Genomic DNA, 13,679 nt, shown 5'->3' with positions numbered 1-13,679 from the left:
CGGGCCCGCGGGTCATGCCGACAGGTGACGGACCTGGTCCCACACGGTCGGGTCCACCACCCCGACCCTCCGGCGGAACTCCCACACCTCGACCGCCCGCAGCTCGTCCGTCTCCAGGAAGCTGGGGCGGCCCTGCGCGTCGCCCACCGTGCCGGGCGGCAGGGAGATCACGCCCGGGCGCTCGTCGTGGTACTTGCTGGTGATCTTGGCGACCTGGGCGGTGCCGCCGCGCACCGACAGCACGAGGCACGGCCGGTCCTTGGAGCCGGGCCCGTCCTCGTAGGGAACGTCCGCCCACCAGATCTCACCGGGCTGCGGCTTGTGCTTCGTCCCGCGCCGGGGGCCGGTGGGCCGCCCGGGCGGCCGGGTGCGCCCGGCGGGCCGCCGCGGGCCGCGCCCGTACCCGTCGGCCACCGCGGCGACCAGCGCGATCACGACGACGGCGGCGACTGCGAGCCACCAAGACGTATCCATGCCCCGGAAGGCTACCGGCCTGCTGCCCCGAGGTCCCGCACCCGGGCCCGCACCCGCCTTCAGCGCAGGCGCTGCGACCACGGGCCCCGCCCCGCCACAGCCGCCCGCACCCGCTGTCGGCCCATGCCCGGTGACCACCGGCCGGTACCACCGACGCCCCCGGCCCGCCTCGGCCACAGCCGCCCGCACCCGCTGTCGGCCCATGCCCGGTGACCACCGGCGGTTACCACCGACGCCCCCGGCCCGACCCGGCCGCAGCTGCCCGCACCCGCTGTCGGCCCATGCTCGGTGACCACCGGCGGTTACCACCGACGCCCCCGGCTCACCTCGGCCACAGCCGCCCGCACCCGCTGTCGGCCCATGCCCGGTGACCACCGGCCGGTACCACCGACGCCCCCGGCCCGGCTCGGCCACAGCTGCCCGCACCCGCTGTCGGCCCATGCCCGGTGACCACCGGGCGGTACCACCAACGCCCCCGGCCCACCTCGCCACAGCCGCCCGCACCCCCGAACCGGTGACAGCGCAGGTGAGTTCCCCCACAACCCCCCTCTCTGGAGGAGCGACCCGCCCTTTCGCGCCTTACGCTCGACAGACCGCACGACCCGCCCCCAGCCCTCCTCGTCAACGGAGGTTCAAGCTCCATGAAGCTCACCGTCGTCGGCTGCTCGGGGTCGTTCCCGTCCGCGGAATCGGCCTGCTCGAGCTACCTCGTAGAGGCCGACGGCTTCCGGCTGCTCCTCGACATGGGCAACGGCGCCCTCGGCGAGCTGCAGCGCCACATCGGTCTGTACGACCTCGACGCCATCTTCCTCAGCCATCTCCACGCCGACCACTGCATCGACATGTGCGGGTACTTCGTGGCCCGGTACTACCGGCATGAGGGCGGTCGCTGCGAGGCCATCCCCGTCTACGGACCCGAAGGCACCGAGCAGCGGCTGACCACCGCCTACGCCGACACCCCGTCGAAGTCCTCCATGAGCGAGGTCTTCGACTTCCACACGCTCAAGGCGGGCACCTTCGAGCTGGGACCGTTCTCGGTCCGTACGGAACGTGTGGCCCACCCGGTCGAGGCGTACGGCATCCGGCTGGAGCACGACGGCAAGACGCTGACGTACTCCGGCGACACCGGAGTCTGCGAGCCGCTGCACCAACTCGCCGACGGCGCCGACCTGTTCCTGTGCGAGGCCTCCTTCACGCACGGCAAGGAGGACGTTCCCGACCTCCACCTCAACGGGCGTGAGGCGGGCGCGCACGCGCAGCGGGCGAACGCGGGCCGGCTGGTGCTGACGCACATTCCCCCGTGGACGGACGGCGAGCGGAATCTGGCCGACGCCCGCGCGGTCTTCAGCGGCCCGAGCGAGATCGCGGTGCCCGGGGCCGTCTACCACCTGTAGGAGCCGGCGGGAGGCCGTGTCGTGGACGTTCCGGCGTGCACGACATCTGGCCGACAGGTCGATCCCGGGCCTACGCTCTAAAATCACATATGATCGGACACATCGCCTGATCTGTGAGGAAACATGGCCGATGACGTCGCGGACAGACGCCCGCAGCCCAGCCCGGAAGCTGACCTGAAGCACAACGCGATCGGCTTCGTCGACGCGCTCGTCATCGGAATCAACTCCACCTCACCGGCCTACTCGCTCGCGGCCGTCATCGGCCCCGTCGTGGCCCTCGTGGGCATCTACGCCCCCGGCGTGATCCTCGCCTCCTTCGTGCCGATGCTGCTGATCGCATCGGCCTTCTTCTATCTCAACAAGGTCGACCAGGACTGCGGCACCACGTTCTCCTGGGTCACCCGTGCCATGGGCCCGTGGGCCGGCTGGATCGGCGGCTGGGCGATCATGATGACCGGTGTGCTGGTCGTCGGATCGCTCGCCGACGTCGCCATCGGCTTCGGGCTGCTCGCCGTCGGACTCGACAGCTGGGCGGACAACGAAGTCGTACGCCAACTGCTCACCGTGCTGCTGATCGTCGTGATGACGGCCGTATGCGTCATCGGCACCGAGGCATCGGCCCGCGTGCAGAACGTGCTGATCCTCGCCCAGATCGCCTGTCTGCTCGCCTTCGCGATCGTCGCGCTCTACCGCGTCTACGCCGGCACCGCCTCCCTGCCCTCCATCGAGCCGAAACTCTCCTGGCTCGACCCCTTCGGCGCGGGCGGCGCCGCGCTGACCGGCGGTCTGCTGCTGGGCGTCTTCATGTACTGGGGCTGGGAGTCGGCGGTCAACCTCACCGAAGAGGTCGAGGACTCCGCCAGCGCCCCGGGCCGGGCGGGCATCTGGTCGACGATCGTGCTGCTGGTGTCGTACCTGTCCGTCGGCATCGCGGTCGTGGCCTACGCGGGCCCGGCCTTCCTGGCCGAGAACGCCGGCGAGGAGGAGTTCATCTTCGGTCTGCTCGCCGGCGAGGTCATGGGCGGCTGGGACTGGATCGTGCTCCTGGCGGTCGCCACCTCCGCCCTCGCCAGTACGCAGACGACGATCATCCCCTCGTCGCGCACGGCCCTGTCGATGGCCCGCAGGCACGCGCTGCCGTCCGTGTTCGCGCGCATCCACCCGCGCTTCCACACCCCGCACGTGGCCACCTGGGCCGTCGCAGTCGTGGCCGGACTCTGGTACGTCGTCGTCAACCTGATCAGCGAGAACGCGCTCTTCGACTCGCTCACCGCGCTGTCGCTGCTCATCGCGTTCTACTACGCGCTGACCGGGCTGGCCTGCGCCGTCTACTACCGCCGCCACCTCACCGAGAGCGTCCGCAACTTCTTCCTCATCGGCGTGGGCCCGCTCGTCGGTGCCGCCCTGCTGGCCTGGCTGCTCGTGGAGTCGATCGGTGACATGGCCGACCCGGCGAACTCCTACAGCGGAGTCTCCTGGTTCGGGCTCGGACCGCCCCTCGTCATCGGCATCGGCATCCTCCTCGTCGGCGTGCTCATCATGGTCGCCCGGCGCCTGACGTCCGCCGAGTTCTGGCGCGAGCGGCCCGGTGTGTGCGACCCGGCCGTGGTTCGCGCGGGCAAGGAGTCCTGACATGTCTGTCGTCCTCGGATACGACGAGTCGCCGGGCGCGGTCCGCGCGCTGAACGTGGCGATCGAGGTGTCGGCGGCGTTCGGCGAATCCCTCGTCCTGGTCTACGGCGCCGCGGTGCCGGGCCACATGGGGGACGAGTACCGGGCCCATCGGGACGCGCTGCGGGAACTGGGCCGCACGGCGCTCGAGCACGCGGTGGACGCGGCGGACGAGGCCGGAGTGCCCACCACCGTCGAGATCATCGACGCCAAACCCTCCGAGGCCCTGCTGGAGGCGGCGGCGAAGCACGAGGCGCGGGTGATCGTGGTCGGCACCTACGCCGAGAGCCCCATGCGCGGCGCGCTGCTCGGCTCGACGCCGCACAAGCTGCTGCACCTGTCGTCGATCCCGGTGCTGTGCGTACCGGCGCCGGCGGCGGGCTGAGCGGAACGCGACGGAGCCCGTGCCCTCTCCTGGAGGGCACGGGCTCCGCCGTTTCGGACGCGGCGTTCGCGCGTGAGGGCTACTTCGCCTCGGCCTTCTGGAGTTCCGCCAGCTCCTCGTCGGACTCACGGCCCGGCGTCGGCAGGTTGAACTTGGTGATCGCGAAGCGGAAGACCACGTAGTAGACCGCCGCGAAGGCGAGGCCCACCAGGGCCAGACCCCACGGGTTGGACGCGATGCCGAGGTTCAGGAAGAAGTCGACCGCGCCGGCCGAGAAGCCGAAGCCGTCCTTCATGCCGAGCGCCCAGGTCAGCGCCATGGAGACACCGGTCAGCACCGCGTGCAGGGCGTACAGCACCGGGGCGATGAACATGAAGGTGAACTCGATCGGCTCGGTGACGCCGGTGACGAACGAGGTGAGCGCGAGCGAGAACATCATGCCGCCGACGACCTTGCGCCGCTCCGGGCGGGCACAGTGCACGATCGCGAGGCAGGCCGCCGGGAGGGCGAACATCATGATCGGGAAGAAGCCGGTCATGAACTGTCCGGCGCTCGGGTCGCCGGCGAGGAAGCGCGCGATGTCACCGCTCTTGCCCTCGTACGTACCGGCCTGGAACCACGGGAAGGAGTTGAGCAGGTGGTGCATGCCGATCGGGATCAGCGCACGGTTGGCGACACCGAAGATGCCCGCCCCGACCGCGCCCGAACCGACCAGCCACTCACCGAAGTTGTGCAGACCGGTGCCGAGGACCGGCCAGATGAGACCGAAGAGGATGCCGACGACGAGACCCGCGAAGGCGGACAGGATCGGTACGAGGCGGCGGCCGCCGAAGAAGCCCGCCCAGTCGGGCAGCTTGGTGCGGTAGAAGCGCTGGTAGAGCAGCGCGACAACGATGCCCATGACCACGCCGCCGAGAACCTTGGCGTCCACCGGGGCCTCGGTCATGACTATCTTGCCGTCGACGACCTTGGCGACCTTGTCGAGGTTCGGGTCGGTGAACGTGGCCAGCACGTTCTTGAAGACGAGGTAACCGGCGACAGCGGCGAGCGCAGTGGAGCCGTCCGACTTCTTGGCGAAACCGATCGCGATGCCGACGGCGAAGAGCAGCGGCATGTTGTCGAGCAGGGCGCCGCCACCGGCCGACATATAACCGGCGATCTTGGTGATGAAGGTCGGGAAGGACTCCTTGCCCAGCATGTCGGGCTGGCCGAACCGGACCAGGAGCGCCGCTGCGGGCAGCACCGCGACCGGCAGCATCAGGCTGCGGCCGATGCGCTGCATGACAGCCATCGCGCCGGCGCCCAGTTTCTTCTTGTCCGCCTCGGGGGCGGCGCTAGCCGTGGACATCAACTTCCTCCAGGAGAGCAAGGCGCCGCCGGGCAGGGAAAACGGGGATGGACGGCGTCTCGAGGGGGCCGCGGCGACCGCCGCGTGGTCTACACCACTGAGTGGTGTAGACCTGTTGTAGCACGTGAAGGATAGATAAGGAACCTGCGAATTCTGTGGCCAGGTTCATACCGTGAGAAGTCATGCCGAAGACCCCCGGACCGGGTGGTCCAGGGGTCTTCTGTGTCAATTCCTGCCAGGGGCCGGGCCGCCCCGGCGGAGCTGTGCCGGGCCGCCCGGCGCAGCTACTTGGTCGTCTCCTGATCCATCTCCTCCTGGAGCTCCTCCGGCTCACGCCCCGGAGTGGGGATGTCGAAGACCGTGATCACCACCCGGAAGACGACGTAGTAGACCACCGCGAAGCAGGCGCCGATCGGCAGGATGAGCCAGGGCTTCGTATCCAGATGCCAGTTGACGATGTAGTCGATCAGACCCGCCGAGAAGCTGAAGCCCGCATGCACCCCGAGCGCCCAGGTGATCGCCATGGACGCACCGGTCAGCAGCGCGTGCAGGCCGTAGAGCAGCGGTGCCGCGAACATGAAGGAGAACTCGATCGGCTCGGTCACGCCCGTGACGAACGAGGTGAGTCCGACCGAGAACATCAGGCCCGCCACCCGCTTGCGGTGCTCCGGCTTGGCGCAGTGGGTCATCGCGAGCGCCGCGGCCGGCAGGCCGAACATCATGATCGGGAAGAAGCCCGACATGAACTGGCCCGCCGACGGGTCCTCGGCGAAGAACCGCGTCAGGTCGCCCTGCACCACCGTGCCGTCCGGCTTGGTGAACTCACCGGCCTGGAACCAGAAGAACGTGTTCAGGAACTGGTGCATGCCGATCGGGATGAGCAGCCGGTTGGCGACGCCGAAGATGCCGGCGCCCCAGGCGCCGAGGTCGATCAGCTGTTTCGCGAACGCGGTCAGCGCGTCACCGACGGGCTCCCACAGCAGACCGAACACCACGCCCAGGATGCAGCAGATGAAGGCCATGATGATCGGCACGAGCCGGCGGCCGTTGAAGAAGCCGAGCCAGTCGACGAGCTTCTTGCGGTGGTAGCGCTGCCAGACGACCGCGGTCAGCAGGCCGATCAGGATGCCGCCGAGGACGCCGGGATTCTGCGGCTTGCCGTCCGGGAGCAGCTCGGTGACCGAGCCGTCGACGGGGAACGCCTTCAGGACGCCGAAGTAGACGAGAAACCCGGCGACCGCGGCCAGTGCCGTCGAGCCGTCGGCCTTCTTCGCGAAACCGATGGCCACACCGATGCAGAACAGCAGCGGCAGACCGAAGGCGCCGTCCAGGATCGCGGTGCCGCCGAGAGTGAGGACCTTGGCCGTCTTCACCCAGAAGTCGCCGTGCAGATAGGCGCCGAAGAGATTGCCGAGGCTGACGAGCAGACCGGCAGCGGGCAGGACGGCCACCGGGAGCTGAAGACTCCGGCCGACCTTCTGGAGGCCCTGGAACAGTCCGTTCCACCAGTTGCGCTGAGGTGCTGCCGCACTCCCGGTGCTCATCGGCGTCCTCCTGGAACATGCTGTATTTGGCAGGTGTTGCAGACTGGTGTAGACCAGTCGCGTACGACCCCGGCGCCCGGTCTCGGGACAGGGCGCCGGTGATCGTCATCTTTCGGTACGTCCCGGTTACTCGCCCGTGAAGATGGGCCAACCGTGCGTTACCGTGACAAAACGGACCGATGGCGGGCCGGGGCAGCGCTGAGTGCCTGTGCGGGCGCTCTTCGAACGCAGGGAGAAGACATGGCCAGCAAGGCTGAGAAGATCGTCGCCGGGCTCGGCGGGATCGAGAACATCGAGGAGATCGAGGGCTGCATCACCCGTCTCCGCACCGAGGTCATCGACCCGGCCAAGGTCGACGAGGTCGCGCTCAAGGCCGCCGGCGCACACGGTGTCGTCAAGATGGGCACCGCGATCCAGGTCGTCATCGGCACCGACGCCGACCCCATCGCCGCCGACATCGAAGACATGATGTGACCCGCTGACCCCGGTCGGCACCGCACGCAGAGGGCCCCGTTCCGCCCGGAACGGGGCCCTCCCGCGCGACCGATAGGCTCAGCGGCATGTCTCGAATCGACGGCCGCACCCCCGAACAGCTCCGCCCGGTCACCATCGAGCGCGGATGGAGCAAGCACGCCGAGGGCTCCGTCCTCGTCTCCTTCGGCGACACCAAGGTCTTCTGCACCGCCTCGGTCACCGAAGGCGTGCCCCGCTGGCGCAAGGGCAGCGGCGAAGGCTGGGTCACCGCCGAGTACTCGATGCTCCCGCGCTCCACCAACACCCGTGGCGACCGCGAATCCGTACGCGGCAAGATCGGCGGCCGCACCCACGAGATCAGCCGGCTCATCGGCCGCTCGCTGCGCGCCGTCATCGACTACAAGGCCCTCGGCGAGAACACCATCGTCCTCGACTGCGACGTCCTCCAGGCCGACGGCGGTACCCGCACCGCGGCGATCACCGGGGCATACGTCGCCCTCGCCGACGCCGTCACCTGGGCCCAGGGCAAGAAGCTGGTGAAAGCCGGCCGGCAGCCGCTCACCGGCACCGTCGCCGCCGTCAGCGTCGGCATCGTGGACGGCACCCCGCTCCTCGACCTCTGCTACGAGGAGGATGTGCGCGCCGAGACCGACATGAACGTCGTCTGCACCGGCGACGGCCGCTTCGTCGAGGTGCAGGGCACCGCCGAGGCCGAGCCGTTCGACCGCAAGGAGCTCAACGCCCTGCTCGACCTCGCCACCGGCGGCTGCGCCGACCTCGCGGCGCTCCAGCGCACGGCGCTCGATCGGACCGCTGAGTAAAGCAGAGTAAAGAAGCAACCAAGAACGCCCTCCTGGGCGTCGTTGAAGTCACGGGCGCACGGGCCGAACCGTGCGCCCGGCCGTATCCGGGGAGGGACCGTTCCATGCTTGCGCGCCGCCGCATCGCACTCACACTCGCCACCGCCGCACTGGTCATACCGATCACCGTCGGCTGCAGCGCACTCGACAAGGCTCTCGACTGCGTCGAGACGGCCGACGCCATCGCCACCAGCGTGGACAAGCTCCAGAAGGCCGTCTCCACCGCCGCCAACGACCCCACCCAGGCGCGCGAGGCACTCGACGACATCGACAGGGAACTCGACAGCCTCGGCGACAAGACGGACAACGCCGACCTGAGCAAGGCCGTCGACGACCTCGGCACCGGGGTCGGCAACGTCCGCAAGGCGATCGAGGGCGGCGACGCCACTCCGGACATCACACCGGTCACCGACGCGGCCGCCGAGATCGGCAAGGTCTGCACGCCCGGATAATCGGGGGCATGACGCGTCTCATCCTCGCCACCCGCAACGCCGGGAAGATCACCGAACTCAGGGCCATCCTCGCCGACGCGGGTCTGCCACACGACCTCGTCGGCGCGGATGCGTACCCCGACATCCCGGACGTCAGGGAAACCGGCGTCACCTTCGCCGAGAACGCCCTGCTCAAGGCCCACGCACTGGCGCGGGCCACCGGCCTGCCGGCCGTCGCCGACGACTCGGGACTCTGCGTCGACGTCCTCGGCGGCGCCCCCGGCATCTTCTCCGCCCGCTGGGCGGGCACCCACGGCGACGACGCCGCCAACCTCCGCCTGCTGCTGGCCCAGCTCTCCGACATCGCCCCCGCACACCGGGGCGCCCACTTCGCCTGCGCGGCGGCGCTCGCGCTGCCCGACGGCACGGAACGGGTGGTCGAGGGCCAACTGCGCGGCACGCTGCGCGACACCCCGCAGGGCACGGGCGGCTTCGGCTACGACCCGATCCTCCAGCCGGAGGGCGAGACGCGTACGTGCGCGGAACTGACCCCGGCCGAGAAGAACGCGATCAGCCACCGGGGCAAGGCGTTCCGGGCACTGGTGCCGGTGGTGCGGGAGCTGCTGGGCTGACCTCCCGGCCGCCCGGACAGACCGGACAGGCCGGACAGAGAAACGGCCTGTGAATCAGCGTGATTCACAGGCCGTTCAGGGTGCGGCGGAAGGGATTCGAACCCTCAAGCCGTTTCACGGGCCACAGATCCTAAGTCTGCTGCGTCAACCACCTGCGCCACCGCCGCGAGCCGCCTGCCATGGTAACCGGCCCGCGGCTTCACAGGACACCGAGATTCAGGCGCGAACCGGGCGTTTCCTCCCGCGGCCGCGGCACCATGTGTCGGTCAGTGCGTGGCAGTTCGGGCAGAGGTAACGGAGGTTCGCGGCGCGGTTGTCGAGCCAGTCCCCGCTGATGTGATCGATCTGGAGGGTGACCGGCCGCCCGAGCCACTCGCCCGGGTTGCCGCACGACACACACCGGTAGGGGACGCCGATCTCCTGAAGCGCCCGGTGCAGCCGCTCCCTGGTCACCCGCGCGGAACCGGCAGCGCCGACGCGCAGCACCTCCGGTGCGACACGGCGAGGCGCCGCCGGACGCCCCGAGGCCCAGGGGCGCCGTGCGAAGTGGGATGTGTCGAGCCCGATCCGGGCGACCGTACGCCGTAGCCGCCGGTGGTTCGTGGCGTTCACGGTCAGGCCCAGAAGGCGCATCACCTCGGCGTAGCCGGTCGCCTTCGGCACAGCCGCCCGCACCGCCTCGTCCGGGACGACGACGCGCGCATGGCGGAAGTGATCGGTGTCGATGCCCTGTTCCTTGAGCCGGCGGCCCAGGGCCGCGCGGGTCCGGCGGTCGTCCGGTACGCCGAGTTTCCGGGTCAGGTCGCGGATGCTCCCGCTGCTGCGGGCGGCGTCGGTCAGTTCATCGAACGTGCAGGACAGGTCCACCGGCCGGCGGCCCACGCCCTTGAAGTGGCTGATGTCGATCCCGGCGGAGTCGATGCGCCGTCCGATGTGCGTCATCGCACCGGGGGCGGGGGTGATGCCGAGCTTGCACACCACCTCACGCAGCGTGCCCGACGACGCCACTGCCGCGGCTATGGCTTCGTCCGGGTACTTGCGCCAGACGCTGCGCCTGCTGAAGTGGCTGGTGTCCAGGCCCAGTTCAGCGACCTTCTCCTGAAGGACCCGCCGCTGACCGCCGCTCTCCTTGAGCCCCAGGTGCCGCATCAGTGACGCCCAACCGTATGTCGCGGCGACCGCCTCCGCGAGTAGTTCCCGTGTGTACCTCACTGCCATCGCCCCTCCCCGATCCGGCTGTCCGTTCGCCCCTCGCACTGATCAACGAACCGCCGGTCGGAGAGTCACACCCGGTCGCGGAAGAGCCACGGGCACGCAGAGCGGAAGACAGACGCGCACACAGAAGGGCCCGCACCCCGTCGTCCCGGTGCGGGCCCTTCCTCAGCCACGTGGTCCCCGTCAGCAGGTCAGAACTTCGGCTCCGCCACCTGCGCGTGGACCAGTTCCGCCGCCTCCTCCTTCGTGCCCACCGCCGGAGGCGAGCCGTCCAGGGGCTTCTGGGCCGTCTCCTTCATGCACGCCACCGCGATCACACCCACCAGCGCCGCGGCCATCGAGTAGTACGCCGGCATCAGATTGCTGCCCGTGACACTGATCAGCGCCGTGATCACCAGCGGGGTCGTCCCGCCGAAGAGGGACGCCGACAGGTTGTAGCCGACCGACAGGGAGCCGTAGCGGACCGGGGTGGGGAACAGCGCCGGGAGCGCCGCGGACATCGTGCCGAGCAGGCAGAGCAGCGACAGGCCCAGCATCAGCATGCCCGCGATGATCGCCGGGATGCTGCCCTGGCCGATCAGCAGGAACGCGGGGAGCGAGAGCACGAGGAAGCCGAGCATGCCCGCCATCAGCAGCGGCTTGCGGCCGAAGCGGTCGCTCAGCTTGCCCACGTGGTTGATCATCAGCATCAGCAGGACCATGACGCCCAGCAGGATCAGCAGTCCGTGGGTCTCGCTGTAGCCGAGTTCGTCCGACAGGTACGTCGGCATGTACGACAGCAGCATGTAGTCCGTGACGTTGTACGCGCCGACCAGCGCGATGCACAGGATCAGCGTCGGCCAGTAGTCCCTGAAGATCTTGGCGAGGTCGTCCTTCGTCGAGGTCTCGATCGTGTCCGCGGCCTCCGACGCGTGCGCGCTCTCGTCCTCCAGCTTCTTGAACGCCGGTGTCTCGTCCAGCCTCAGCCGCAGATACAGACCGACCAGGCCGAGCGGGCCCGCCACCAGGAACGGCAGGCGCCAGCCCCATGCCTCCATGGTGTCCGAGCCGAGCCAGGCCGTCAGAAGCGTCACCAGGCCCGCCGCGCCCACGTAGCCCGCGAGCGTGCCGAACTCCAGGAAGCTGCCGAAGTACCCCCGGCGCTTGTCGGGCGCGTACTCCGCGATGAACGTGGAGGCGCCGCCGTACTCACCGCCGGTGGAGAAGCCCTGCACCAGCCGGAAGAAGATCAGCAGGACCGGGGCCCAGAAGCCGATGGAGGCGTACGAGGGGATCAGGCCGATCGCGAGCGTGCCGATCGCCATGAGGATCATCGTCAGTGCGAGGACCTTCTTGCGCCCGATCCGGTCGCCCATCGGGCCGAAGAACATGCCGCCCAGCGGTCGCACGAGGAAGGCGACGGCGAAGGTCGCGAAGGAGGACAGCAGCTGCGCGGTGTCGTTCTCGGAGGGGAAGAAGACATGCCCCAGGGTCACTGCCAGATAGCTGTAGATCCCGAAGTCGAACCACTCCATGGCGTTGCCGAGCGACGCCGCCTTCGTGGCCCGCTTGACCGCCGCCTCGTCGGTGACGGTGATGTCCGTACGCCTGAGCTTGGGGTTCTTCCGCTTGGCGATGGTGCGGAAAAGTATCCGGTGGCGTCTGACCGCCTGGGGATCGACCGGTGTCTCCGGGCCGGTGGCCGCCATGAACGGGTTCCTCTCCTGGGTGCTGAAGTCCAGAAGAACACCTTCTCGATCGTGGCGCCTGCAAACCGGGGCGGCCTGAAACCGAGGCCCCCTGTGACGGGGACCTCGGTCACACAGGTGCCGGCCGGAGCGGGGATCTCAGATGCCGAGATCCTTGATGATCTTTGCGACATGGCCGGTGGCCTTGACGTTGTAGAGCGCGCGCTCGACCTTGCCCTCCTCGTCGACGACGATCGTCGAGCGGATGACCCCGGTCACGGTCTTGCCGTACAGCTTCTTCTCGCCGAAGGCGCCGTACGCCTCCAGAGTCTCCTTCGACGGATCGCCCACCAGCGTGACCTTCAGGCTCTCCTTCTCGCGGAACTTCGCGAGCTTCTCCGGCTTGTCCGGCGACACGCCGATGACGTCGTATCCCGCGCCCGTCAGCAGCTCCAGGTTGTCGGTGAAGTCGCAGGCCTGCTTGGTGCAGCCGGGGGTGAGCGCCGCCGGGTAGAAGTAGACGATCACTTTCCGGCCCTTGTGCGCCGCCAGCGAGACCTCGTTGCCGTCGGCGTCGGGCAGGGTGAAGTCGGGTGCGGGGTCGCCGGGCTGGAGTCGCTCGCTCATGGTTCTCCTCGGAAGGCGTGCGGATGTACGCCGTCGAGCGTAATGGGGGTGCCGTGGGGTGCGGGGGCCGCCGAGCTGACAGACTGTCGAGGAAGGACTACCGGACACGACGACGGAGGCAGCGCGGTGTCGGACGCGAGGACCCCTGCGCAGATCGAGGCGGACATCGTCCGCCGGCGCGACCAGCTTGCCGAGACGCTGGACGAGATCGGTGTGCGAGTGCACCCGAAGACGGTCATCGGCGACGCGAAGGCGAAGGTTGCCTCCACGGTGGACCGGACTGCCGGACGCGCCTTCGTGGCGGTGAACCGTACGGTGTTCGACGTGCGGGCGCAGTTCGTCCGCGAGGACGGCGCACCCCGCCTGGAGCGGCTCGTTCCGGTGGCCGTGGTGGTCGTGGGCCTGGTGGGACTGCTCACCCTGTCCGCGCGCAGGCGCCGCGGGTGACCCTCGGGCGTACGAATCGGCCCCGGACAGGTAGGTTCGAGGTGTGAGCGCCAACAGCCATGAGCCCAGCCAGCAGCACGACAAGCTGCCCATCCGGATGCTGCACGACCGCGTACTGGTGCGGACCGACATCCCGGAGGGCGAGCGGCGTTCCAGCGGTGGCATCGTCATCCCGGCGACCGCGGCGGTCGGCCGGCGCCTCGCGTGGGCCGAGGTGGTGACGGTCGGGCAGAACGTACGGACCGTGGAGCCGGGCGACCGGGTGCTGTACGACCCCGAGGACCGTGCCGAGGTCGAGGTGCGGGGTGTGGCGTACGTACTGATGCGCGAGCGGGATCTGCACGCGGTGGCGGCCGACCGCTTCCAGGGCTCCGAGGACTCCACCGGGCTCTACCTGTAACTCTGCCGAGCCGCACGGTTCTGTGGCGTCGAGAGGGCCGGGGGGGGCGGGGCCCCCCCCCCCCCCCAGCGCCAGTAGGGAGGGGGTGACCACCCCCCCCAACCCGAAGA

General features: G+C 69.5%; 15 protein-coding genes and 1 tRNA gene. 9 read left to right on the top strand and 7 right to left on the bottom strand.

Annotation, left to right across the window (positions count from 1 at the left end):
* Window positions 1–12: 12 nt before the first annotated feature.
* Window positions 13–474 carry a type II toxin-antitoxin system PemK/MazF family toxin gene (locus ACFWU3_RS25975; protein ID WP_384442201.1) on the bottom strand — a complete coding sequence of 154 codons (462 nt, stop codon included), beginning with the start codon at window positions 472–474 and terminating at the stop codon, window positions 13–15.
* 641 nt (window positions 475–1,115) lie between these two features.
* On the opposite strand from ACFWU3_RS25975, the gene ACFWU3_RS25970 reads away from it, so the two are divergent.
* The 3 genes from ACFWU3_RS25970 to ACFWU3_RS25960 all read left to right on the top strand — a co-directional run bounded on the left by ACFWU3_RS25970 (window position 1,116) and on the right by ACFWU3_RS25960 (window position 3,924).
* Window positions 1,116–1,868: an MBL fold metallo-hydrolase gene (locus tag ACFWU3_RS25970; protein ID WP_384442198.1), complete on the top strand. Its 753-nt coding sequence runs from the start codon at window positions 1,116–1,118 to the stop codon at window positions 1,866–1,868.
* 123 nt (window positions 1,869–1,991) lie between these two features.
* Window positions 1,992–3,500 carry an APC family permease gene (locus tag ACFWU3_RS25965; RefSeq protein WP_384442196.1) on the top strand — a complete coding sequence of 503 codons (1,509 nt, stop codon included), beginning with the start codon at window positions 1,992–1,994 and terminating at the stop codon, window positions 3,498–3,500.
* Window position 3,501: 1 nt separating this feature from the next.
* On the top strand, window positions 3,502–3,924 hold the full coding sequence (locus ACFWU3_RS25960) for a universal stress protein (protein ID WP_384442193.1): 423 nt from the start codon (window positions 3,502–3,504) through the stop codon (window positions 3,922–3,924).
* A 79-nt stretch (window positions 3,925–4,003) separates the two neighbouring features.
* Here ACFWU3_RS25960 and ACFWU3_RS25955 read toward each other — a convergent pair whose 3' ends face one another.
* Both ACFWU3_RS25955 and ACFWU3_RS25950 read right to left on the bottom strand, forming a co-directional pair.
* The gene (locus tag ACFWU3_RS25955) at window positions 4,004–5,272 is read right to left on the bottom strand and encodes a PTS transporter subunit EIIC (RefSeq protein ID WP_327683847.1); all 1,269 of its coding nucleotides are present in this window, start codon (window positions 5,270–5,272) and stop codon (window positions 4,004–4,006) included.
* A gap of 284 nt (window positions 5,273–5,556) precedes the next feature.
* Window positions 5,557–6,816, bottom strand: coding sequence for a PTS transporter subunit EIIC (locus ACFWU3_RS25950; protein WP_384442190.1), 1,260 nt, complete (start codon window positions 6,814–6,816; stop codon window positions 5,557–5,559).
* 240 nt (window positions 6,817–7,056) lie between these two features.
* Here ACFWU3_RS25950 and ACFWU3_RS25945 point away from each other — a divergent pair, with 240 nt between their 5' ends.
* The 4 genes from ACFWU3_RS25945 (at window position 7,057) to rdgB (ending at window position 9,213) form a co-directional block, all read left to right on the top strand.
* Window positions 7,057–7,290: a PTS glucose/sucrose transporter subunit IIB gene (locus tag ACFWU3_RS25945; RefSeq protein ID WP_313946116.1), complete on the top strand. Its 234-nt coding sequence runs from the start codon at window positions 7,057–7,059 to the stop codon at window positions 7,288–7,290.
* A gap of 86 nt (window positions 7,291–7,376) precedes the next feature.
* Window positions 7,377–8,111 carry a ribonuclease PH gene (gene rph, locus ACFWU3_RS25940; protein WP_384442187.1) on the top strand — a complete coding sequence of 245 codons (735 nt, stop codon included), beginning with the start codon at window positions 7,377–7,379 and terminating at the stop codon, window positions 8,109–8,111.
* 104 nt (window positions 8,112–8,215) lie between these two features.
* Window positions 8,216–8,602 carry a hypothetical protein gene (locus tag ACFWU3_RS25935; protein WP_384442184.1) on the top strand — a complete coding sequence of 129 codons (387 nt, stop codon included), beginning with the start codon at window positions 8,216–8,218 and terminating at the stop codon, window positions 8,600–8,602.
* Window positions 8,603–8,610: 8 nt separating this feature from the next.
* Entirely contained in the window at window positions 8,611–9,213 is a 603-nt protein-coding gene (gene rdgB / locus ACFWU3_RS25930; RefSeq protein ID WP_313946119.1) for an RdgB/HAM1 family non-canonical purine NTP pyrophosphatase, read from the top strand.
* An 81-nt stretch (window positions 9,214–9,294) separates the two neighbouring features.
* Here rdgB and ACFWU3_RS25925 read toward each other — a convergent pair.
* The 4 genes from ACFWU3_RS25925 to bcp all read right to left on the bottom strand — a co-directional run bounded on the left by ACFWU3_RS25925 (window position 9,295) and on the right by bcp (window position 12,722).
* A tRNA-Leu gene (locus ACFWU3_RS25925) sits at window positions 9,295–9,380 on the bottom strand.
* A 49-nt stretch (window positions 9,381–9,429) separates the two neighbouring features.
* Complete coding sequence (locus ACFWU3_RS25920; protein WP_384442181.1) at window positions 9,430–10,431, bottom strand: HNH endonuclease signature motif containing protein; 1,002 nt, start codon at window positions 10,429–10,431, stop codon at window positions 9,430–9,432.
* A gap of 188 nt (window positions 10,432–10,619) precedes the next feature.
* Window positions 10,620–12,116, bottom strand: coding sequence for a glycine betaine/L-proline transporter ProP (gene proP / locus ACFWU3_RS25915; protein WP_384442178.1), 1,497 nt, complete (start codon window positions 12,114–12,116; stop codon window positions 10,620–10,622).
* 138 nt (window positions 12,117–12,254) lie between these two features.
* Complete coding sequence (bcp, locus tag ACFWU3_RS25910) at window positions 12,255–12,722, bottom strand: thioredoxin-dependent thiol peroxidase (RefSeq protein WP_384442175.1); 468 nt, start codon at window positions 12,720–12,722, stop codon at window positions 12,255–12,257.
* Window positions 12,723–12,848: 126 nt separating this feature from the next.
* Between bcp and ACFWU3_RS25905 the strand changes: the two genes are divergently transcribed.
* Both ACFWU3_RS25905 and ACFWU3_RS25900 read left to right on the top strand, forming a co-directional pair.
* Window positions 12,849–13,169: a DUF3618 domain-containing protein gene (locus ACFWU3_RS25905; RefSeq protein ID WP_313946123.1), complete on the top strand. Its 321-nt coding sequence runs from the start codon at window positions 12,849–12,851 to the stop codon at window positions 13,167–13,169.
* A 43-nt stretch (window positions 13,170–13,212) separates the two neighbouring features.
* On the top strand, window positions 13,213–13,569 hold the full coding sequence (locus ACFWU3_RS25900; protein WP_313946124.1) for a co-chaperone GroES: 357 nt from the start codon (window positions 13,213–13,215) through the stop codon (window positions 13,567–13,569).
* Window positions 13,570–13,679: the final 110 nt, after the last annotated feature.

It is taken from the genome of Streptomyces sp. NPDC058685, from assembly GCF_042714725.1.
Lineage (GTDB): Bacteria > Actinomycetota > Actinomycetes > Streptomycetales > Streptomycetaceae > Streptomyces.
The sequence above is the reverse complement of the archived record's forward strand: the minus strand, read 5'-3'. Positions and strand labels throughout refer to the sequence as shown.

Bases quoted from the DNA above. Each gene is read 5' to 3' on its own strand.
- ACFWU3_RS25950 (WP_384442190.1), bottom strand. From the start codon at position 6,816: ATGAGCACCGGGAGTGCGGCAGCACCTCAGCGCAACTGGTGGAACGGA.
- rdgB (WP_313946119.1), top strand. From the start codon at position 8,611: ATGACGCGTCTCATCCTCGCCACCCGCAACGCCGGGAAGATCACCGAA.
- proP (WP_384442178.1), bottom strand. From the start codon at position 12,116: ATGGCGGCCACCGGCCCGGAGACACCGGTCGATCCCCAGGCGGTCAGA.
- ACFWU3_RS25955 (WP_327683847.1), bottom strand. From the start codon at position 5,272: ATGTCCACGGCTAGCGCCGCCCCCGAGGCGGACAAGAAGAAACTGGGC.
- ACFWU3_RS25920 (WP_384442181.1), bottom strand. From the start codon at position 10,431: ATGGCAGTGAGGTACACACGGGAACTACTCGCGGAGGCGGTCGCCGCG.
- bcp (WP_384442175.1), bottom strand. From the start codon at position 12,722: ATGAGCGAGCGACTCCAGCCCGGCGACCCCGCACCCGACTTCACCCTG.
- ACFWU3_RS25965 (WP_384442196.1), top strand. From the start codon at position 1,992: ATGGCCGATGACGTCGCGGACAGACGCCCGCAGCCCAGCCCGGAAGCT.
- ACFWU3_RS25935 (WP_384442184.1), top strand. From the start codon at position 8,216: ATGCTTGCGCGCCGCCGCATCGCACTCACACTCGCCACCGCCGCACTG.
- rph (WP_384442187.1), top strand. From the start codon at position 7,377: ATGTCTCGAATCGACGGCCGCACCCCCGAACAGCTCCGCCCGGTCACC.
- ACFWU3_RS25945 (WP_313946116.1), top strand. From the start codon at position 7,057: ATGGCCAGCAAGGCTGAGAAGATCGTCGCCGGGCTCGGCGGGATCGAG.
- ACFWU3_RS25970 (WP_384442198.1), top strand. From the start codon at position 1,116: ATGAAGCTCACCGTCGTCGGCTGCTCGGGGTCGTTCCCGTCCGCGGAA.
- ACFWU3_RS25975 (WP_384442201.1), bottom strand. From the start codon at position 474: ATGGATACGTCTTGGTGGCTCGCAGTCGCCGCCGTCGTCGTGATCGCG.
- ACFWU3_RS25960 (WP_384442193.1), top strand. From the start codon at position 3,502: ATGTCTGTCGTCCTCGGATACGACGAGTCGCCGGGCGCGGTCCGCGCG.